This window comes from Streptomyces sp. NPDC005494 (assembly GCF_042872025.1).
Classification (GTDB): Bacteria; Actinomycetota; Actinomycetes; order Streptomycetales; family Streptomycetaceae; genus Streptomyces.
In genome coordinates, this window is record NZ_JBIAJR010000004.1 from 122,510 (window position 1) to 143,782 (window position 21,273).

Sequence of the window (21,273 nt, forward strand, 5' to 3'; positions counted from 1 at the left end):
AGCGCACCCTCAGGCGTAATGCCGTAGATCACGCCGTTACCGCCGCTGAATACGGTGCTGTAGATGTTCCACCCATCACTGACGTTGTTCCCGCCTCCCCCGGCCGTCCACCGATTGGTGCCGTCCGTGTAACCGTCGTGGCGATACCACTGCAGCGCACCCTCAGGCGTAATGCCGTAGATCACGCCGTTACCGCCGCTGAATACGGTGCTGTAGATGTTCCACCCATCACTGACGTTGTTCCCGCCCCCTCCGGCCGTCCACCGATTGGTGCCGTCCGACCGCCCGTTGTGGCGGTACCACTGCAGCGCACCCTCAGGGGAGATGCCGTAGATGGCGAGCGTGGTGTCGTCTGCCATGACTCCTCCGCTTCGTTCACCGAGACACCCTGTACAACCAGCTGGCACGGGGTGGGGTCCCGGAGTCTCGTTTCGCCGTGGCCGGATTTCCCGCCCGGCGGGGCGAGTAGGTAAGGACGCGTCGTGCCGATCGACACGGGTGTACGAACGTGACCGCGGCAGATCTCTCATCGCAGGGTCACGCGCCGCTGCCGCCCCTGAGGCGGGCCACAGGTTGCCTTCTCCGGAATCGTCCCGGGCTTCCTCGGATGTGCTGCGGGATGCCACCAACTGTGTCAGCGCTACCCCTGGATTCGCCGCTGTCCTGTTCTCAAGTCACCTGACCCGGTGGGCGGTGGCCACCGACCTGCGTCTGTCGGGCTCCAGCACGCAGCGGGCTTCCGGGATGGTCGGCAGGTGCTTCGGGACTGGCCCTGGCCGTCTGCCGGTTTCCGGTGTACGGATTTTCGGTCGCCAGAGGATTCCCCCGGCAGCGCATAGGTTCCGTGCACGCGCGTCCCTTCTTCCTGTATACGCCTCTTGGAGGCATATCGCTCGGTGCGAACGGAAGGGCAGACTGCCGGTGGCCTGTGGATACTCCCCGTAGGCGGTCACTTGTCCAGCACGTTGTGGCCGCGATGTCCCCCACTGGCGGCGGATGCCTCGCCGGGCCCGTACGGACACCGGCCGGCGAAGCTTGACCGGTGTGAACTCACGAACCGCCCCTTGAGGCCCGTCAGTTGATGGCGTCGAACAGCCGCTGCGGCAGTGCCATGTTGAGCGCCGTCACGACCGGCTTGTCGTGCTCCGTGCCGAGGCGGGAGACGGCGCCCGTGGCGAGCTGGAACAGTTCTCCGCTCGCGGGGGTCAGCCGCAGGTAGCGGGCGGTGAGCACGCGCAGGAAGTGCGAGTGGGCCACCAGGGCGATGTCCGCCTCCCCGAGGCGCGAGGCCGCCGCCCTGACCTCCGCGAGGATCCGGTCCGCGCGCGCACCCACCTCCTCCGGGCTCTCCCCCGGGTGCTCCTCGGGTCCGGGCGCGACGCCGTCGGTCCAGAGGTTCCAGTCGGGGCGGGTGCGGCGGATGTCGACGGTGGTCACGCCCTCGTACGCCCCGTAGTCCCACTCCCGCAGGTCAGGTGTCTCGCGGGGCGCGGGCAGACCGGCCAGTTCGGCGGTGCGGCGGGCGCGCAGGTAGGGGCTGACGAGGGTGAGCCCGATCTCCCGCTCCGCGAGCAGCGGCACGAGGGCACGGGCCTGACGCTCGCCCAGCTCGGTGAGGGGCAGGTCGGTCCAGCTCGTGTGCTGCCCGGACCGGGACCACTCGGTCTCGCCGTGCCGGATCAGGATCAACTCGCCCATGGGAACTTCCGCTCTGTGTGCCGTACTCGTACATATGTGCCGCTGGTTCCAACCCGACGGCCCACGATCGCATTCCACCGGCCAGGCACGGAGCGGCACGCCCCGGGGTGGACTCCGTACGGCGGAGCGCCCCGGTGGCCCTCAGTCCGTGTTGTACCGCGTGGTGCACGCCCACGCGAGCGTCCGGCCTCCGCCCGCACGCGCCCTCGCGTCCGCCTCGGCTTCGGCGCGGGTGGCGCCGTGACCGCCCCAGTAGTGGTTGGTGGCGGCGTTGTGGACGACGGCGCCGCAGCTGTTGCTGAAGGACGCGAGAATCTTGCAGCCGGAGCCCGGGCAGCGCTTCAACGCCCCCTGTTCGGCGGCCTTCCGGGAGCTGTAGTCCCACGACTCGCCGTTGCTGCCGTCCCGGCCCACCGCTATGGCGCCGTAGCGGTCCGGCGGTGGTGGAGGCGGGGCGGCGGGCGCGGGGTCGGGGTCCGCGCCGGGTGCGTCGGCGGTGGGCACTTCCCGTTCGGTGGGGTCCTCGGTCACAGGTGTCGTGAAGTCCTCCGCGGGAGCGGACGAACTACCGGAAGGGCTCGTCAGGGGTCCGGCTCTGAAGCCGCCGCCGGACGTCCCGCAACCGCTCAGGCACATCGATCCGAGCACCAGGGCCAGGACTGCCACGACGGCCCGAGCCGCGGCCCTCCCCGGTGGGTGCCCTCCCCTGCCGCCCGTGCGGGACGGTGCCGGGGTGGCGCCGTTGGCCGGCCCGTGTCCCGTGCGTAACACACCCGTCGTGTCAGCCATCCGAACTCCCCCGAATTCGGGCCGGGCCGCGCGTCCCGGCCATGGCGGCACCCCGTCGAGAAGTGCCCGTACCGAGTGCGATTGTCCCCAAGGGGAAGCGCGTGCGGAAGTGCCCGGGTGGCCGTCACTCGTCCGCTTCCCGCCGGACACCGGATCGGTCCGGTGTCCGGCGGGAAGGGGATCAGGGACTCGCGGCCGTCAGTCCTTCTCCCCCACGACCGTGACCGTGTACGGCCGGTCGGTGTCCGCCGTGACACGGACCTCGCCGCCCTCGCGGACCACCTCGTACGTCGCAGCCACCGCGCCCGTGTGGTCGGGGACGGTCACCGTGCGGGTGAAGTCACCGGTGCCCGCCGGGGCGAACACGCGGAGTTCGAGGTTGTCGAGCCAGTCGCCGTCCGGGCGGGACTCGTCCGCGCCCAGCGCGAGCACCGCGCCCTGACGGACGAGCAGGGGCAGGCTGTCGAAGCCGTGGGTCTCGCGGCGCCAGGCGGGGCCGGTGACCGTGTCGCCGGTCAGCAGGTGGGTCCAGGTGCCCTCGGGCACGTAGTACTCGACCTGGCCGTCCTCGGTGAAGACGGGCGCGACGAGGACGTCCGGGCCCAGCAGGTACTCGCGGTCCACCGTGCGGGCGGTCGGGTCCTCCGGGAACTCCAGGAGCAGCGGGCGCATCGTCGGGACGCCCGTGCGGTGGGCCTCGACGGCGGCGCCGTAGATGTACGGCATGAGGCGGTGCTTGAGCCGGGTGAACTGCCGGGCCACGTCGACCGCTTCGTCGCCGAACTCCCACGGCACGCGGTAGGACGAGGAGCCGTGCAGCCTGCTGTGCGAGGAGAGCAGGCCGAAGGCGAGCCAGCGCTTGAAGACGGCCGGGTCGGGGGTGCCCTCGAAACCGCCGATGTCGTGGCTCCAGAAGCCGAAGCCGGACAGGCTCAGCGACAGCCCGCCGCGCAGGGACTCCGCCATGGCCTCGAAGGAGGACCAGCAGTCACCGCCCCAGTGGACCGGGTACTGCTGGCCGCCGGCCGTGGCCGAGCGGGCGAAGAGGACGGCCTCGCCCGCGCCGCGCTCCTTCTCCAGGAGCTCGAAGACGGCCTTGTTGTAGAGGTGCGTGTAGTAGTTGTGCATGCGCTCCGCGTCGGAGCCGTCGTGCCACACGACCTCGGTCGGGATGCGCTCGCCGAAGTCGGTCTTGAAGCCGTCGACGCCCTGGTCCAGGAGCACCTTGAGCTTGCTCTGGAACCACGCGGTCGCCTCGGGGTCGGTGAAGTCGACCAGCGCCATGCCGGCCTGCCACTTGTCCCACTGCCAGACGTCGCCGTCCGGGGTCTGGACGAAGTACCCCTTCTCCGCGCCCTCTTCGTACAGCGGGCTCTTCTGCCCGATGTACGGGTTGATCCAGACGCAGATCTTCAGGCCCTTAGCCTTGAGCCTGGCGATCATGCCTTCCGGGTCGGGGAAGACCGCCGGGTCCCACTCGAAGTCGCACCACTGGTACTCGCGCATCCAGAAGCAGTCGAAGTGGAAGACGCTGAGGGGGATGCCGCGCTCGGCCATGCCGTCGACGAAGGAGTTGACCGTCGCCTCGTCGTAGGAGGTGGTGAACGACGTGGTGAGCCAGAGGCCGAACGACCAGGCCGGCGGGAGGGCCGGGAGGCCGGTGAGGGAGGCGTACCGGGTGAGGACGTCCTTGGGCGTGGGGCCCGCGACGACGAAGTACTCGAGGGTCTGGTCCTCGACGCTGAACTGCACCTGGCCGACGGCCTCGGAGCCCACCTCGAAGGAGACCTTGCCGGGGTGGTTGACGAAGACGCCGTAACCACGCGAGGAGAGGTAGAAGGGGACGTTCTTGTAGGCCTGTTCGCTGCTGGTGCCGCCGTCGGCCTGCCACATGTCGACGACCTGGCCGTTCTTCACGTACGGCGTGAAGCGCTCGCCGAGCCCGTGGACGGTCTCGCCCACGCCGAGGGCGAGCTGGGCGAACATGTGGTGGCTGCCGTCGGCGGTGGCGAAGGCACTGCCCTTGCGCCCGGCGGAGGTCAGGACCTGGCCGTCCGCGTCGAGGAACTCCAGACCGAACGCACCCTCGGTGGGCAGCCGCAGGGTGAGCGGGCCACTGGTCAGTTCCGCGGCGGTGCCCTCGGTGCGTGTGGTGGCGGCGGACCGCGCGGAGGCACCCGGCAACTCGAAATCGGGACCCTTGCGGCGCTTGCCCGCGAGGTGCGTGAGGCGCACCGCGATGACGCCCTCGGCCGGGGCGTAGGCGTCCACGGTGATCAGCGGGGCGTTCAGCGTGTCGCCGCGACGCTCGACCCGCTTGACGGAGGCGTAGGCGGCAAGTCGGTCGTCGTCGAGGCGGACATCGCGGACTTCGGTGGCGTACGAGGCGTGCACACCTTCGCGCATCTGCCAGAAGCCGTCGGTGAACTTCATGGGGGTCCGTTCCTGTGGGTTCCTGATTTTGATCGTACACAAAACAAATATTTTTCGAAGCGCTTCGACGATGCCTTCCGGGCCCCGAGGGCCGCCCCGCCTGGGCCGTCCGGACCCCTGCGAGAAGGCCGTGATGCCCCTATGTGACGTTGATGTCACAGGGATGGTCTAGAAAGAAACGCCAGGATGCCGTATTAGTACTGCCAGCCAACAAATCGGTCGGACGGCAGCGCAGCCGGCCCGGCCCATGTCGACAAGAGGCAGCCCCATGTCGAACCGCTTCACCCCCACTCCCGCGGACAGGTTCACCTTCGGTCTGTGGACCGTGGGCTGGCGTGGCAACGACCCGTTCGGTGACGCGACGCGTCCCGGGCTGGACCCGGTCGAGTCGGTGGAGCGGCTCGCCGAGCTCGGCGCCCACGGTGTCACCTTCCACGACGACGACCTGATCCCCTTCGGGTCCGACGACGCCGAGCGCGCCCGCCTGATCGGCCGCTTCAAGGACGCCCTGGACCGCACCGGGATGAAGGTCCCGATGGCCACCACCAACCTGTTCACCCACCCGGTGTTCAAGGACGGCGGCTTCACCTCCAACGACCGCGACGTACGCCGCTTCGCGCTGCGCAAGGTCATCCGCAACATCGACCTGGCCGCCGAGCTCGGCGCGAAGACCTACGTCGCCTGGGGCGGGCGCGAGGGCGCCGAGTCCGGCGGCGCCAAGGACGTCCGCGTCGCCCTGGACCGGATGAAGGAAGCCTTCGACCTGCTGGGCGACTACGTCACCGAGCAGGGCTACGACCTGCGCTTCGCGATCGAGCCCAAGCCCAACGAGCCCCGCGGCGACATCCTCCTGCCCACCATCGGGCACGCGCTGGCGTTCATCGAGCGCCTGGAACGCCCCGAGATGGTCGGCGTGAACCCCGAGACCGGCCACGAGCAGATGGCCGGACTGAACTTCCCCCACGGCATCGCCCAGGCCCTGTGGGCCGGCAAGCTCTTCCACATCGACCTCAACGGCCAGTCCGGCATCAAGTACGACCAGGACTTCCGCTTCGGCGCCGGAGACCTGCGCCAGGCCTTCTGGCTGGTGGACCTCCTGGAGACCTCCGACTACACGGGCTCCCTCCACTTCGACTTCAAGCCGGTACGCACCGACGGCATCGACGGCGTGTGGGAGTCCGCGAAGAACTGCATGCGCAACTACCTCATCCTCAAGGAACGCGCCCTCGCCTTCCGCGCCGACCCCGCCGTCCAGGAGGCCCTGACCGCCTCCCGCCTCGACGAACTCGCCAAGCCCACCGCCGAGGACGGCCTCAAGGCCCTCCTCGCCGACCGCACCGCCTACGAGGACTTCGACGCCACCGCGGCCGCCGAACGCTCCATGGCCTTCGAAGCCCTCGACCAGCTCGCCATGGAACACCTCCTCGGCGTCCGCTGACCCACCCCCGGGGTGTCCGACGGCCCACCGCCGGACACCCCCGCCCCTCACCGCCGTGACACCGCCGGATCCGCGCAGGGGCTTGACGAGAACCCCGTGGGAGCGTTCCCATGGGGCCGGCCACCCTCTCACCGCAAGGGCACCACCGTGACAGAACCCTCCCCGGACGGACGGATCCGAGGCCGCAGCCGCCGCACCAGGCGCATCGTCGTCCCCCTCACCGTCGTCTCCGCGATCGTCGTCGGCACCGTGCTCTCGGGGTGCGGCCAGCAGCGGGACGAGGACGTCTACACCGTCATGAACTCCTCGACCGACGAGTCGTACCACCGCTGGGACGGCGACACCCTCAAGCGCTGCAGCAAGCAGCTCGGGATCACCATCGAGCAGCAGAGCGTGCCCGCCGCGCAGCTCATGACGAAGGCGCTGCGCATGGCCTCGTCGAAGTCGCTGCCGGACGTCCTCCAGCTGGACGCGTCGGAGATGCCGACCTTCGCCGAGGCCGGCGGGCTCATACCGCTGAAGGACCTCGGGCTGACCACAACGGACATCCCCGAGGGGATCGTCGACTTCGGGTCGTTCGACGGGAAGTACTACGGGGCCGCGCGCACGGTGAACACCCTGGCGCTGTTCTACAACAAGGACACCCTCGACAAGGCCGGCCTGAAGGTGCCCACCACGTGGGCCGAGATGCAGTCGACCGCGAAGAAGCTGACCAAGGGCAAGCAGTACGGGCTGGCCCTGAGCGCGGGTGGCGCGGAGGACGGCGTCTTCCAGTTCACCCCCTTCATGTGGTCCAACGGCGGCGACGAGTCGAAGCTCGACACCCCCGAGGTGGCCGAGGCCCTGGACTACTGGAAGGCGCTGCTGAAGGACGGCTCGCTCTCCAAGTCCACGGTCAACTGGACGCAGGCCGACGTGAACGACCAGTTCATGGCCGGCAACGCGGCCATGATGATCAACGGCCCGTGGCAGGTCGAGACCCTGAACGCCAAGAAGGGGCTCAACTGGGGCATCGCCGAGATCCCCGTGCCCGAGGCGGGCGACGACTCGGTCGGTCCGCTGGGCGGCGGCGTGCTGACCGTGCCCAACACCGGCGACACCGAGCGCGAGAAGACGGCCGCCAAGATCATCGGCTGTATGGCGGGCGAGCAGGAGCAGATAACCTACGCCCTGAACAGCTGGATGGTCCCCGCGAACACCAAGGCCGCCGCCGTGTGGCGCACGAAGGCCCCGGAGCTGGCGGCCCTGGCCGGACAGGTCTCGACGGCCCGCTCCCGCACCGCGAAGGTCGGCGCGCAGTGGTCGTCCGTGTCGCTCGCCCTGCAGAGCGCCTTCCAGTCCGCGCTCACCGGCGAGTCCAGCAAGGCCGCTCTGAAGCGTGCCCAGCAGCAGGTCACGAGCGGGAACTGAGGTAACGAACCATGTCATCCACCACAGCCTCGGCCACCGCGCTGCCGGCCGGCCCGACGGCCCCCGCGGCCGGCGCGGTGAAGAAGCCCGTGAACCCGCGGAGCGCCAAGCGCCGCAAGTCGCTGGCCCAGTGGGGGTTCATCGCCCCCGCCGTGATCTTCATGGCGCTGTTCTTCGGCTACCCGCTCGTCCGCAACATCGTCATGAGCTTCCAGGACTACTCGCCGTCCACGTTCTTCACCGGCGAGGCGCCGTTCAACGGCACGGACAACTGGAGCAACGTCTTCGAGGACGGGCTGTTCGGCAAGGCCCTGTGGCAGACGATCCTCTTCACCATCGGGTCGCTCGTCGGTCAGTTCTGCATCGGTCTGGCGCTCGCCGTCTTCTTCACCCGCCGCTTCCCGCTGAACGGCATCCTGCGCTCGCTGATCCTGCTGCCGTGGCTGGTCCCGATGGTCGTCTCCGGCATCGTGTGGCGGCGCATCTTCGACCAGGACACCGGTGTCCTCAACAGCTTCCTGGGCACCGTCGGCCTCCCCGGTGACACGCCCTGGCTGACGAGCACCAGCATGGCGCTGATCTCGGTGATCCTGGTGAACATCTGGATCGGCATCCCGTTCAACATGGTGATCCTCTACGGCGGCCTCCAGGAGGTCCCCAAGGAGCTGAACGAGGCCGCGGCCCTCGACGGCGCGTCCGCCTGGCGTACGTTCCGCTCGGTCACCCTGCCCATGCTCAAGCCCGTCATCACCGTGGTGCTGGTGCTCGGCTTCATGTCGACGGTCAAGATCCTCGACCTGGTCCTCGCCCTCACCGACGGCGGCCCCGCCGACTCCACCCAGACGCTCGGCACGCTCACGTACCAGAACTCCTTCGTCCAGATGGACTTCGGGGCCGGTGCCGTGGTCGGCAACATCCTGATCCTGATCTCCGCCGTCTTCGCGGTGTTCTACCTGCGGGTCAACCGCAACGAGGGGAAGTGACCGGCATGGCGACCACCACCCAGATCCCCGCCGCCCCGGCTCCCGCAACCGTCCACCGGCCCAAGCGCCGCTGGGGTGCGACCGTCTTCGGCGTCGTCGTCCTCGCGGTCATGCTGTTCCCGCTGTACTGGATGATCAACACCGCGCTGCAGCCGGACGCGAGCCTGGTCGACGTGGGTCCTGTCCCGACGGGCATCGACTTCTCCGGCTTCACCTCCGCGATCACCGAGCAGGGCGGCAACCTCCTGACGTCGCTGGCCGTAGCGCTCGGCGCCGTGGCCATCTGCCTGGCGATCTCCGCGCCGGCGGCCTACGGCCTGGCGCAGTTCAAGCTGCGCGGCAGCAAGACGATCGTCTTCGGCACGCTGATCACCCAGATGGTGCCGGGCATCGTCATCGCGAACGCCCTGTACAGCGCGTACGTGGACCTCGGCCTGGTCAACTCCTACTTCGGGCTGATGCTGGCGGACGCGTCCCTGGGCATCCCGTTCGCGATCGTGCTGATGCGCTCGTTCATGGTGTCGATCCCCCGCGAGGTCATCGAGGCGGCCGAGGTCGACGGCGCCGGTCGCATCCGTACGTTCGTTCAGGTCGTCCTGCCGATGAGCCGCAACTCGCTGATCACCGCCGGCCTCTTCTCGTTCCTGTACGCGTGGAGCGACTTCATGTTCGCGCTCACGCTGAACACGACCGACGACGTCAAGCCGATCACACTGGGCATCTACCAGTACATCGGCGCGCATGTCGGCGACTGGGGTTCGGTCATGGCCGCCTCGGTGCTGTCGGCGGTGCCGGCCGCCGTCCTCCTCGTCCTGTCCCAGAAGTACATCGCCGCCGGCATCACCGGTGGCTCGGTCAAGTAAGGGTTTCCATGAGTGACTTCCCGGTCTTCCCGCCCGGATTCGTCTTCGGCGCGGCCACGGCCTCGTACCAGATCGAGGGCGCCGTGGAGGAAGACGGCCGCGGCCCGTCCATCTGGGACACCTACAGCCACACGCCCGGCAGGACGGACGGCGGCGACACGGGTGACGTCGCGTGCGACCACTACCACCGCTACCCGGAGGACGTGGCGCTGCTGCGCGACCTGGGCGTGGAGTCGTACCGCTTCTCGATCGCCTGGTCCCGGATCCAGGCGACGGGCAGCGGGGCGGTCAACCCCAAGGGCCTCGACTTCTACTCCCGGCTCGTCGACTCGCTCCTGGAGGCAGGCATCGAGCCGGCCGCCACGCTCTACCACTGGGACCTGCCGCAGGCCCTGGAGGACAAGGGCGGCTGGCGTTCGCGTGAGACCGCCGAGCGCTTCGGCGAGTACACCGCGATCGTCGCGGAGCACCTGGGCGACCGTGTGCCGCGCTGGATCACCCTGAACGAGCCGTGGTGCAGCGCGTTCCTCGGCTACTCCGTGGGCCGGCACGCGCCGGGCGCGCAGGAGGGCCGCGGGGCCCTGGCCGCCGCGCACCACCTGCTGGTCGGTCACGGCCACGCGATGAACGCGCTGCGCGCGGCGGGTGTCCGCGAGGCGGGCATCACCCTCAACCTGGACCGCAACGTCCCGGCCACCGAGTCGGACGCCGACCTCGCCGCGGTCGTCCGCGCGGACACCCAGCACAACCTGGTGTGGACCGAGCCTCTCCTCGCGGGCCGCTACCCGGCCACCGAGGAGGAGACCTGGGGCGAGCTGATCACCGGCCAGGACTTCCGCCGCGAGGGCGACCTGGAGCTGATCTCCCAGCCGATGGACTTCCTGGGCATCAACTACTACCGGCCGATCGTGGTCGCCGCCGCCCCGCACCGCGAGGCGGACCCGGCGCTGCGTGTGGCCACGGACAACCGGTACGCGGAGGGGAACTACCCCGACGTCCGCAAGACGGCGATGGGCTGGCCGGTCGTCCCGGAGTCCTTCACCGATCTGCTGACCGCGCTGAAGCAGACGTACGGCGAGGCCCTGCCGCCGGTGCACATCACGGAGAACGGCTCGGCGGAGTTCGACAGCGTCGAGGCCGACGGTTCCATCCACGACGCGGACCGGGTGGAGTACCTCCGCACCCACCTGACGGCGCTGCGTGCGGCGATGGACGCGGGTGTCGACGTGCGCGGCTACTACGTGTGGTCGCTGCTGGACAACTTCGAGTGGGCGCTGGGTTATGCGAAGCGGTTCGGGATCATCCGGGTCGACTACGACACCCTGGAGCGCACCCCGAAGGACAGCTACCGCTGGTATCAGCAGCTGATCGCGGCCCACAAGGCCTGACCGTTCCGGCTCACCGGCGCGGAGCAGGCTTTCGAGGTCTGATCCCGCGTCCGGCCGAAGTGCGGCTCACCGGTTGCCGGTGGGCCGCACTTCGCCGTCCCGGCCCTTCGCCGTCCCGGCCCTTCGCCGTCCCGGTCAGGACCGTCCGGACCGCCCTGACCGTCGGAACGGGAAAGGCGTCCACGGCCCCGGCCCTCAGCGCACCGCGTGCGCCGCCGGGTTCTCCAGGACCTCGTGGACCACCCGGGCCGCCGCTCCGCGCGCCGCGTCGCCGGAGAGGGACGAGGCACGCAGGCGGCTGCCGTTCTCGTGCCATCGCCCGGAGACGACCCGCGCGGTGAGCTGGGCGTCGGCGGACTCCTCCAGCCAGGGCATCAGGGTGCGGTAGATCCCGCCGAGGACGACCGCCTCCGGGTCGAACAGGTTCACCGCGCCGGCCAGCACCACACCCAGCCGGTCCCCCGCGTCGCGCAGCGCCGTGACGGCCCGCCTCTCGCCGGACGCGGCCCGCTGCTCCAGCTCGGCGATGCCGCGTACGCCCGTGGCCGGGTCCATCCCGGCCGCACGCAGCAGGGCCGCGCGGCCCGCGTACTGTTCCAGGCAGCCGTGCGCGCCGCAGCGGCAGAGCGGGCCCTGTGGGTCGACGACCATGTGCCCGATCTCGCCCGCGAAACCGTGCGCTCCGCGCAGCATCTCGCCGTTCACGACGAGCGCGCCGCCGACGCCGATCTCACCGGTGAGATAGAGGAAGGTGCGTACGCCCCCGAGGCCGCCGAACCAGAGCTCGGCCAAGGCCGCCAGGTTGGCCTCGTTGTCGGAGCCGACGGGCAGGGCACGCCCGGCCGGGCGCAGGGTGCTGAGTGCCTGCCCGAAGATCCCTTCGGCCGCGACCCTGCTCCAGCCGAGGTTCGGGGCCTGCCGTACGACACCGCCGGAGACGAGGCCGGGCAGCGCCAGTTCGACTCCGGCCACTCGGAGTTCCTGTTCCCGGGTGGAGGCGATGACGCGGTTGGTGAGCCGGGCGGCGTGGGCCAGCACCTCGGCGGCCGGGACGCCCCGGTGGTCGGTGTGCTCGGTGACCCGGACCCGGTCGGTGCCGGTGAGGTCGACGGCGCACACGGACACGTAGTCGATGTTGATCTCCACCCCGAGGCCCGCCGGACCGGTCCGGGACAGCTTCAGCACGGTGCCGGGGCGCCCGGCCGAGCCGCTGGAGGTCTTGCCGGACTCGCTGACGCAGTCCAGCGCGAGCAGCTCCTCCACGAGCGAGGAGACGGCGGCCCTGGTGAGGCCCACGAGGCTCGCCACCCGCGCACGGGTGACCTCGCCCTCGTCCCGGACGGTCCGCAGGACGAGGCTCAGGTTGTGACGCCGCACGGACTCGTGTCCGGCCTTGGCCGCCGGCGCGGCGAGGTTGTTCTTCATCTGACCTTCGAGCCTAGGGCCTTTCGTCCGGCGTGGCCCGGACGAGAGGCCCTGACCGGCGAAGGGCCGCACCCGGGGGGTGCGGCCCTCGCTCACTTCCTGAGTGCTTACTTGCGGATCAGGCTGCGGAGCACGTACTGCAGGATGCCGCCGTTGCGGTAGTAGTCCGCCTCACCGGGGGTGTCGATGCGGACGACGCCGTCGAACTCCACACCGGTGTCGGTGGTGACCTTGACGGTGCGCGGCGTGGTGCCGTCGTTCAGCTGGGTCACGCCGGAGAAGGAGAAGGTCTCCTCACCGGTCAGGCCGAGGGACTCGGCGGTCTGCCCCTCCGGGAACTGCAGCGGCAGGACGCCCATGCCGATGAGGTTCGAGCGGTGGATGCGCTCGTACGACTCGGCGATGACGGCCTTGACGCCCAGGAGCGCGGTGCCCTTGGCCGCCCAGTCACGGGACGAGCCGGAGCCGTACTCCTTGCCCGCCAGGATGACGAGCGGGGTGCCCGCGGCCTGGTAGTTCTGCGAGGCGTCGTAGATGAACGACACCGGGCCGTCCTGCTGCGTGAAGTCGCGGGTGTAGCCGCCCTCGGTGCCCGGCGCGATCTGGTTGCGCAGGCGGATGTTGGCGAACGTGCCGCGGATCATGACCTCGTGGTTACCACGGCGCGAGCCGTAGGAGTTGAAGTCACGGCGCTCGATGCCGTGCTCCGTGAGGTACTTGCCGGCCGGGGTGTCGGCCTTGATCGCACCGGCCGGGGAGATGTGGTCGGTGGTGACCGAGTCGCCGAGTTTGGCGAGCACCCGGGCGCCGGCGATGTCCTCGACCGGGGTCGTCTCCATCGTCATGCCCTCGAAGTACGGGGGCTTGCGCACGTAGGTGGACTCGGAGTCCCACTCGAAGGTGTTGCCGGTCGGGATCGGCAGCGCCTGCCACTGGGCGTCACCCGCGAAGACGTCCTGGTAGGACTTGTTGAACATGTCCTCGCCGATGGCGTTCGCCACGACGTCGTTGACCTCGGCCTCGGAGGGCCAGATGTCCTCGAGGAAGACCGGCTTGCCGTCCTGGTCGACGCCGAGGGCGTCCTTGGTGATGTCGACCTTCATCGATCCGGCGATGGCGTACGCGACGACCAGCGGCGGGGACGCCAGGTAGTTCATCTTGACGTCGGGGTTGATCCGGCCCTCGAAGTTGCGGTTGCCGGAGAGCACCGAGGTGACGGCCAGGTCGTGGTCGTTGACGGCCTTGGAGACCTCGTCCGGCAGCGGGCCGGAGTTGCCGATGCAGGTGGTGCAGCCGTAGCCGACGAGGTTGAAGCCGACCTTGTCGAGGTAGGGGGTCAGGCCCGCCTTGTCGAAGTAGTCCGTGACGACCTTCGAGCCCGGGGCGAGGGTGGTCTTGACCCACGGCTTGCGGGTCAGGCCCTTCTCGACGGCCTTCTTCGCCACGAGCGCCGCGGCGACCATGACGTACGGGTTCGAGGTGTTGGTGCAGGAGGTGATCGCGGCGACCGTGACGGCGCCGTGGTCCAGCTCGTAGGTGGTGCCGTCGGGGGCGGTCACGGGGACCGGGTTCGACGGAACACCGTTGGGGGACACGGCCGGGGCGTCGGAGGCCGGGAAGGACTCCTTGCTGGCCTCCATGTCGTCGGTGACGTAGTTGCGTACGTCCTCGGCGAACTTCGCCTTGGCGTTCGCCAGGACGATGCGGTCCTGCGGGCGCTTCGGGCCGGCGATGGAGGGGACGACCGTGGAGAGGTCGAGCTCCAGCTTCTCGGAGAAGTCGGGCTCGGCGGCCGGGTCGAGCCAGAGGCCCTGCTCCTTGGCGTACGCCTCGACGAGCGCGACCTGCTGTGCGTCACGGCCGGTCAGGCGGAGGTACTTCAGCGTCTCGTCGTCGATCGGGAAGATCGCGGCGGTGGAGCCGAACTCGGGCGACATGTTGCCGATGGTGGCGCGGTTCGCGAGGGAGGTGGCGGCGACGCCCTCACCGTAGAACTCGACGAACTTGCCGACGACGCCGTGCTTGCGGAGCATCTCGGTGATGGTCAGCACGAGGTCGGTGGCGGTGGTGCCGGCCGGGAGCTCGCCGGTCAGCTTGAAGCCGACGACGCGCGGGATGAGCATGGAGACCGGCTGGCCGAGCATCGCGGCCTCGGCCTCGATGCCGCCGACGCCCCAGCCCAGCACGCCGAGGCCGTTGACCATGGTGGTGTGCGAGTCGGTGCCGACGAGGGTGTCGGGGTACGCCTGGCCGTTACGGACCATGACCGTGCGGGCCAGGTGCTCGATGTTGACCTGGTGGACGATGCCGGTGCCCGGGGGGACGACCTTGAACTCGTCGAAGGCGGTCTGGCCCCAGCGCAGGAACTGGTAGCGCTCCTTGTTGCGGCCGTACTCCAGCTCGACGTTCTGGGCGAACGCGTCGTTGGTGCCGAACTTGTCGGCGATGACGGAGTGGTCGATGACCAGCTCGGCCGGGGCCAGCGGGTTGATCTTCGCCGGGTCGCCGCCGAGCTCCTTGACCGCCTCACGCATGGTGGCGAGGTCCACGACACAGGGGACGCCGGTGAAGTCCTGCATGATCACGCGGGCCGGCGTGAACTGGATCTCCTGGCTGGGCTGGGCCTGCGAGTCCCATCCGCCCAGCGCCCGGATGTGGTCGGCGGTGATGTTCGCGCCGTCCTCGGTGCGGAGCAGGTTCTCCAGCAGCACCTTCAGGCTGTAAGGGAGGCGCGCGGAGCCCTCGACCTTGTCCAGCTTGAAGATCTCGTACGACTCGTCGCCCACGCGCAGCGTGCTGCGGGCGTCGAAGCTGTTCGCCGACACGACAGTCTCCTTCTTCAATGTGCGCGTTCAACCGCGCCGCGCCTCATGTGCGGCCGGCGCCGCCTGCGGCCCCCACCATCCGCTAAGGTAAGGGTTAGTTAGGTAACCCTTACCGTGCGGCGGCTGCGGTGCGCCTCGGCAGATATCTCGATGTCGAGATAACTCTAGTACATCGCCGCCGCGCGGTCATGCCCGGGCACCCGTGTCCTGCGCCGCACCGACGCGGGTAGGCGGCCTACCCGGGCCGCCTACCCGCTCGTACGGTGATCGCACCGGCCGGAGCACGGCCGTCACGCCTCCGGGGTCACGCGGTGAGCGCCGCCCTCCTGCGGAAGAGGTCCTCGGCGGCGCTCTGGGCCCGGTCGCGGACGGTCATCGGGTCGACGCTGCGGACCCGGCCGCCCTCCACCAGCCGGTGGCCGTCCACCCATACGTCGGCCACGTCCGCCGCACCGGCCGAGAAGACCAGGTGGGCGGCGGCGTTGAAGTCGGGTCCGTGCAGCAGCGGGGTGGTGTGCAGGGCACGCAGGTCGACAGTCACGACGTCGGCCTTCTTCCCCGCTTCGAGCGAGCCGGTCTCCCCGTCCAGGCCGAGGGCCCGGGCACCGTCGAGCGTGGCCATGGCGAGGACGTCCCACGGGTCGCCGGTCGTGGGGTCCAGGGTCGTCAGCTTCTGCAGGAGGGACGCGAACTTCATCTCCTCCAGCAGGTCCAGGTTGTTGTTCTCCTTCTCGCCGTCGCTGCCGAGCCCCACCGTGATGCCGCGGCTGCGCATGTCCCTGATGCGGGCGGGACCGGAGGAGAGCTTCATGTTGGAGCAGGGGCAGTGCGCGACCGCCGTCCCGGTGCCGGCGAGGAGGTCGAGTTCGTGGTCGTCGAGCCAGACGCAGTGCGCGACGACCGTGCGGGGGCCGAGGATGCCCCGGTGGTGGAACTCCTCGATCGGCCGGCGGCCCGTCAGCCGCAGGGACTCCTCCACCTCCCAGGTCGTCTCCGAGGAGTGGGTGTGCAGGCCCGTGTCGAATTCGTCGGCCAGAGCCGCAGCTGCCTTGAACGCCTCCTCCGAACAGTAGAAGAGGTGCTCAAGACCCACCCAGGACCGGACCCGGCCCCCGGCGTGCGTGCGGTACTCCTCCAGCAGTCGGCGGTTGGTGTCGAGCGTCTCGAAGTAGTCGTAACCGGGCAGGTCCGCCACATAGGGGACGAGGGTGGCACGGATGCCGACTTGTTCGGCGGCCCGCGCGGAACCCTCCATGTGGCGCCACATGTCCATGACCGAGGTGGTCCCCGCGCGCAGCGACTCGGTGTAGCAGAGGAGGGACGCGGCCTCGGCGATCTCGGGGGTGAGGGCCTTGTGCGCGGGGTCGACGTAGTCGCGCAGCCAGTCCCACAGCGACTTGGACTCGGCGGTGCCACGCAGTAGTCCGGAGTGCAGGTGGGTGTTGTGCAGTCCGGGGATGACCGCGTGCCCGGTGGCGTCCACGACGACGGCGTCGGCGGCCGCCGCGTCCAGGTCCGCGACCGGGCCCACGGCGGTGATCCTGCCGTCCTCGATCAGGACCGATCCCGGGTCGAGGACCGCCCTGCGCCCTTCGCAGGGCAGGACGATGCCGTTGCGGATCAGCGTGCGGGGGTGACGGGCGGTCATGCTCCGGCCCCCGTCCAGAAGCCGGCGTGGACCGCCGCGGCCCGGTCGTGCAGGTGCGGTCCGGAGACCTCCACGGGCCGCTGACCGGAGGCGAAGACGGTGCGGCAGGGCAGCGCCATGGTGGGGTTCTCCTCGTCGGCGCCGGTGAGGGCGAGGAGTTCGTCCTCACCGAGGGCGTAGACGACGCGTCCGATCCCGCTCCAGTAGACGGCGCCGGAGCACATCGCACAGGGCTCGGTGCTGGTGTACAGGGTGGCGCGGGCGAGTTCGGCGCGCGTGTACGCGCCCGTCGCCAGCCGGACCAGGTTGGTCTCCGCGTGGCCGGTGGCGTCCCGGCCGGTGGTGACGGTGTTGCCGGCCTCCAGGACGGCGGTTCCGTCCAGGACCAGCAGGGATCCGAAGGGGTGGTTGCCGTCCTCACGCGAACGGGCGGCGAGGTCGATGGCGGCGATGAGGAACGCCTCCTCGTCGGGGGTCAGGGGGGCGGGGGCCGCGGGGTTCAAGGGATCTCCTCGGTTCGTGGGGTTCGGTACGGGCGCGCGGAGCGGACGGGCGCGCGGGCGCCGGAGCGGGCGGTACGGGGTCGGCGGGCGGTACGGGGTTGGCGGGGCGGCGGGCGGATCGGGGCGGAGAGGGCGGATACGGGTCAGGTGGTGGGCAGGGCCTCGGCGGGTGCGGCGGGGGCGGGGAGGCCGCCGGGCGGGGTGGGGCGCCAGGCGGTCAGCCCGGCGTACGCGACGGCCGAGACGACGAATCCCACGAGCAGCCCGAAGGGCCCCACGGCCGGGTGGGCGGCGGCCAGCGGTCCCGTGTACAGGGACTGGTTCATGAACGGGATCTCGGCGAGCAGGGCGATCAGTACCGACGGCAGCCCCCAGCCGAACCGGTGCCGGGAGTCGTACAGCCGGGCCGTGTCGTGCAGACCGCGTTCCCGCCACCAGTACGCCGTGATGAGCACCGCACCCCAGGGCGCCAGCCAGTAGCCGGTCATCAGCAGGAAGTCCTGAAGCTGCGCCGCGAAGTCGCCGTGCCCGGCGTACCACGACAGGACGGTGCCCAGGCCGCCGACGGCCAGGACGGACACCCAGCGGGGAAGGGCGAATCCCGCCGCGAGCGCGGCCATCGCACCCGAGTACAGGTCGATGACGGTGGACGCGAGGGTGGAGAGGAGCAGTGCGCCCAGGACGATCGTGCCGAGGACGTGCGGGAGCAGGCCGCTGACCATGGTGCTGGGGTTGTCGACGGCGGCCACGGTGCCGATCGCCGCGCCCAGCGAACCGATCCACACCCCGGCGAGCGCGCTCCCGCCGCCCGCCGCGAGGAACACCCGGCGGGGGCGCACGGTGGCCGGAAGGTAGCGGCTGTAGTCGGAGGCGTATGCCGACCAGCCCAGACCCCGCGCCGCGGTGACCGCGGTGACCAGCAGGAACGCGGCGGTGGGGCCGCCGGAGGGGTCGGTCGGCGCGGTCGCGTGGGCCGCGCCGAATCCGTAGACCGACACCACGGCGAAGACGACCACCAGCGCGAGCGCGAGACCGCGCTCGACGGCGTGGATCATCCGGTAGCCGAGGACCGCCACGGTCAGTTGCGCCGCCGCCATGAGCAGCAGCGCGGGAGCGAACCCCAGGCCGGTCAGGTCACGGAGAATGAACATCCCGAGCAGGGTGTCGGCGACGCACCAGCCGACACCGTTGACGACGGTGAACGCGGCCGACGGCAGCGCGCCGAGCCACCCGAACGGCCCTCTTGTCTGGATGAGCTGCAGCACGCCGGTGAGCGGGCCGCGGGTGGAGAAGAGGCCCACCATCACCGCGCTGAGCACGGTCCCCAGAGCGATCGCGAAGACCGCGGGCAGCAGGTCGAGGCCGAACACGGAGGTGGAGAGGGCGCCCACGCTGAGCGTCGCGAACTGCACGTTCGCGCCGAACCACAGGGTGAACAGCGACCGGGGCCGGCCATGCCGGCGGTCCACCGGCACGGGTTCGGCACCGGCCCGCTCGACGCCGAGCAGGGGCGCCCCCGGCCCCCGGTCCCGCGCGGGCGCACGGCCGTCGGTGGGGGGCGGGGTGACGGAGGGTGGGCTGGTGGGCAGCGGTTCGGCGCGCACGGGATCTCCTCAGGGGCGACGGGAGTGCGGCCGGACGCCGGGACCGACCGGGTCGGAAGCGGCGTCGAGGCCGCGGGGACATGCGGCTCAGGGCGGGTGGTGCGGTGCTGCTGTGGTCCTGCGGGGACGCGAGGGGTGCGGTCCTGCGGGTACGCGGGTGGTGCAGTGCTGCTGCGGCCCTGCGAGGACGCAGGTGGTGCGGTGCTGCTGCGGCCCCTGCGGGACACGGGTCGTGCGGCCCCGCGGGAACGCGGGTCGTGCAGTACTGCTGCGGCCCCGCGGGGACGCAGGTGGTGCGGTCCTGCGGGGACGCGGGTGGTGCGGTGCTGCTGCGGCCCTGCGAAAACGCAGGTGGTGCGGTGCTGCTGCGGTCCTGCGGGGACGTGGGTGGGCTCGGCTGCGGCGCGCGGACTCCGGTGTCCCGCGAGGGCGCACGGACCGGGCGGCGAAGGGTCGCTGCCGGGTCCTGCGATGTCCCTCAGTGAACCCCCGGCGAACGGCGGGCGGACCGGTACGGCCCTCCAGACGAAGGGCCGGGGCGGGAGGGTGACCCCGTACTATTCTCCAAACCCCGTGCCCAGCGGTGTGCACGCCCGTAACACACCCACGGGAGGCCTGGCCGTTCCCGCCGCGCCTCTCCCGTCAGGCAGGAACCAGGTGCTGCTGTCCGAACTCCTCGGGATACCCGGCCTCGGCCTCACCCCGCTGCTCCCTGCCGGACGGGACCGCCGGGTCACCGGCGTCTACACCACCGATCTGCCCGACCCCGGCCGCTACCTGGACGGCGGGGAGCTGGTCCTCACCTCCACCACCTGGTACCGGGATCCCCGGGACGCCGACGTGTTCGTCGCGGCGCTCGCATCGGCGGGGGCCGCGGCCCTGGTGGCCGGATCGGCGGCCGTCGGCGAGCTGCCCGGCGCGCTCACCGACGCCTGCGAGCGGCAGGGGCTGCCGTTGCTGGCGGTCGGTGACGACGTGTCGTACGCCGCGCTCACCGAGACCGTGCTCGCCGTGCTCGCCGGCCCCGTCGGCCGCTCCCCCGGCGCCGGACTCCATCGCGGGCTGGTGGCCAGCATGGCGTCCGGAGCCGGCGCGGAAGGCCTGGTCGAGGTGCTGGCCCGGTCCACCGGCGTGCACTGCGCGGTGCTCTCGGCCACGGGGCGGCCCACCGCGGGTGCCGTGCCGGACGTGTCACCCCATCATCTCCGGCGGTGCCTGCGGGCGGCCTTCGCCGCCGGCGCCTTCCCCTCCGTACAGCCACTGCCGGGCGGCGGGCACCTCACCTTCCTGCCCGTGCAGTCCCCCGTCGCCCACCGCCCGCCCGCGGGCTACCTGGCCGCGGCCGGGGACCACCGGGACTGGGCGCCCGGGATCGCGGACGCCGCCGCGGAGGTGTGCGCGCTGCTCGCCCTGGACGGGGTCGCCCGGCAGGAGCGCCGGCGCATCGAGGAACGGTTGCTGCGGGAGTCCGTGGACCTCCTGCGCGAGGGCCGCACCGAACCCGCCGCGGGTCGCCTGCGCAGCCTCGGGCTCGACCTGGAGGCGCGGCCGGCCGTCGCGTACGTCACCACGACCGGCCGTCCGTACGGCACGGAGCTCGCCGCGGTGATCCTGGACGACGTGCACGAGCAGGTGCCCGGTTGCTCGGCTCCGTTCGCGGCGGCGGAGGGCCACCTGATGTTCGTCCCGGCCTCCGGCAGCGGTGGCCGGGACGACGCACTCTCCGGCCTGCTCGCTGAGGCCGCCCGCAGGCTCGGCCCCTTTCTCGCGCACGGCTGGGCGGCGATCGGCGTATCGGGGCCCTCGACGGGGCAGGACGGGCTGCGCCGTGCGCTGGAGGAGGCCCGGCACGCCCAGCGCGTCGCCCGGCTCGGCACAGGCCCCGTGCGGGTCGCGGGCACCGAGGCGCTCTCCTCGCACCTGATGCTGCTGGCCGCTGTCCCCGACGAGGTCCGCCTCATGTACCGGGAGCGGCTGATCGGCGTGCTGGAGCGGTACGACGCCGAGCACCACAGCGACCTCGTGGGCACCCTCAGCGCGTTCCTCGACGCGTCCGGCTCCTGGCAGCGGTGTGCACAGCAGCTCCACGTCCACGTCAACACACTGCGCTACCGCCTCCAGCGCGTCGAACAGCTCACGGGTCACAGCCTGGCCACCCTGCACGACCGGGTGGACTTCTGCCTGGCGCTCGGAATCAGGTAGGCCACCCCAGGGCGCAGGGGGCGACGGCCCGGAGGCCCGTCCCGGGTGCCGCTCCGACCCGGCA

At 70.9% G+C, this 21,273-nt stretch carries 15 protein-coding genes; 6 read left to right on the forward strand and 9 right to left on the reverse strand.

What is annotated here, in order from left to right:
* The 4 genes from ACFYQ6_RS14385 to yicI form a co-directional block, all read right to left on the reverse strand.
* Positions 1 to 359 (reverse strand): tachylectin-related carbohydrate-binding protein (locus ACFYQ6_RS14385; protein ID WP_388763113.1); only part of this gene is annotated, 359 nt, incomplete at its 3' end.
* A gap of 715 nt (positions 360 to 1,074) precedes the next feature.
* A complete protein-coding gene (locus tag ACFYQ6_RS14390) occupies positions 1,075 to 1,698 on the reverse strand; it encodes a histidine phosphatase family protein (protein WP_361583771.1) in 624 nt (207 codons plus the stop codon).
* A 141-nt stretch (positions 1,699 to 1,839) separates the two neighbouring features.
* Entirely contained in the window at positions 1,840 to 2,229 is a 390-nt protein-coding gene (locus tag ACFYQ6_RS14395) for a DUF4189 domain-containing protein (protein ID WP_388763115.1), read from the reverse strand.
* Positions 2,230 to 2,685: 456 nt separating this feature from the next.
* The gene (gene yicI / locus ACFYQ6_RS14400; RefSeq protein WP_361583765.1) at positions 2,686 to 4,920 is read right to left on the reverse strand and encodes an alpha-xylosidase; all 2,235 of its coding nucleotides are present in this window, start codon (positions 4,918 to 4,920) and stop codon (positions 2,686 to 2,688) included.
* A gap of 268 nt (positions 4,921 to 5,188) precedes the next feature.
* On the opposite strand from yicI, the gene xylA reads away from it, so the two are divergent.
* The 5 genes from xylA to ACFYQ6_RS14425 all read left to right on the forward strand — a co-directional run bounded on the left by xylA (position 5,189) and on the right by ACFYQ6_RS14425 (position 11,002).
* Positions 5,189 to 6,358 (forward strand): xylose isomerase, encoded by a 1,170-nt coding sequence (gene xylA / locus ACFYQ6_RS14405; protein WP_388763117.1) that lies wholly within the window; start codon positions 5,189 to 5,191, stop codon positions 6,356 to 6,358.
* Between the two features lie 147 nt (positions 6,359 to 6,505).
* Positions 6,506 to 7,768 carry an ABC transporter substrate-binding protein gene (locus tag ACFYQ6_RS14410; RefSeq protein ID WP_388763119.1) on the forward strand — a complete coding sequence of 421 codons (1,263 nt, stop codon included), beginning with the start codon at positions 6,506 to 6,508 and terminating at the stop codon, positions 7,766 to 7,768.
* Between the two features lie 11 nt (positions 7,769 to 7,779).
* Positions 7,780 to 8,751: a sugar ABC transporter permease gene (locus ACFYQ6_RS14415; protein WP_361576457.1), complete on the forward strand. Its 972-nt coding sequence runs from the start codon at positions 7,780 to 7,782 to the stop codon at positions 8,749 to 8,751.
* 5 nt (positions 8,752 to 8,756) lie between these two features.
* Positions 8,757 to 9,614: a carbohydrate ABC transporter permease gene (locus tag ACFYQ6_RS14420; protein WP_361576454.1), complete on the forward strand. Its 858-nt coding sequence runs from the start codon at positions 8,757 to 8,759 to the stop codon at positions 9,612 to 9,614.
* An 8-nt stretch (positions 9,615 to 9,622) separates the two neighbouring features.
* Positions 9,623 to 11,002 carry a GH1 family beta-glucosidase gene (locus tag ACFYQ6_RS14425; protein ID WP_361576451.1) on the forward strand — a complete coding sequence of 460 codons (1,380 nt, stop codon included), beginning with the start codon at positions 9,623 to 9,625 and terminating at the stop codon, positions 11,000 to 11,002.
* 195 nt (positions 11,003 to 11,197) lie between these two features.
* Here the strand turns inward: ACFYQ6_RS14425 and ACFYQ6_RS14430 are convergent, their stop codons facing one another.
* From ACFYQ6_RS14430 to ACFYQ6_RS14450, 5 genes are all read right to left on the reverse strand, one after another.
* Positions 11,198 to 12,427, reverse strand: coding sequence for an ROK family protein (locus ACFYQ6_RS14430; RefSeq protein WP_361576448.1), 1,230 nt, complete (start codon positions 12,425 to 12,427; stop codon positions 11,198 to 11,200).
* A gap of 107 nt (positions 12,428 to 12,534) precedes the next feature.
* Positions 12,535 to 15,252: an aconitate hydratase AcnA gene (gene acnA, locus ACFYQ6_RS14435; RefSeq protein WP_361576445.1), complete on the reverse strand. Its 2,718-nt coding sequence runs from the start codon at positions 15,250 to 15,252 to the stop codon at positions 12,535 to 12,537.
* Between the two features lie 304 nt (positions 15,253 to 15,556).
* A complete protein-coding gene (locus ACFYQ6_RS14440; RefSeq protein WP_361576443.1) occupies positions 15,557 to 16,900 on the reverse strand; it encodes an amidohydrolase in 1,344 nt (447 codons plus the stop codon).
* Complete coding sequence (locus ACFYQ6_RS14445) at positions 16,897 to 17,403, reverse strand: nucleoside deaminase (protein WP_388763122.1); 507 nt, start codon at positions 17,401 to 17,403, stop codon at positions 16,897 to 16,899. The genes ACFYQ6_RS14440 and ACFYQ6_RS14445 overlap by 4 nt, the downstream gene beginning before the upstream one ends.
* A gap of 143 nt (positions 17,404 to 17,546) precedes the next feature.
* Positions 17,547 to 19,007 carry a purine-cytosine permease family protein gene (locus tag ACFYQ6_RS14450; protein WP_388763124.1) on the reverse strand — a complete coding sequence of 487 codons (1,461 nt, stop codon included), beginning with the start codon at positions 19,005 to 19,007 and terminating at the stop codon, positions 17,547 to 17,549.
* Positions 19,008 to 19,580: 573 nt separating this feature from the next.
* Between ACFYQ6_RS14450 and ACFYQ6_RS14455 the strand changes: the two genes are divergently transcribed.
* Positions 19,581 to 21,209 carry a PucR family transcriptional regulator ligand-binding domain-containing protein gene (locus tag ACFYQ6_RS14455; RefSeq protein WP_388763126.1) on the forward strand — a complete coding sequence of 543 codons (1,629 nt, stop codon included), beginning with the start codon at positions 19,581 to 19,583 and terminating at the stop codon, positions 21,207 to 21,209.
* Positions 21,210 to 21,273: the final 64 nt, after the last annotated feature.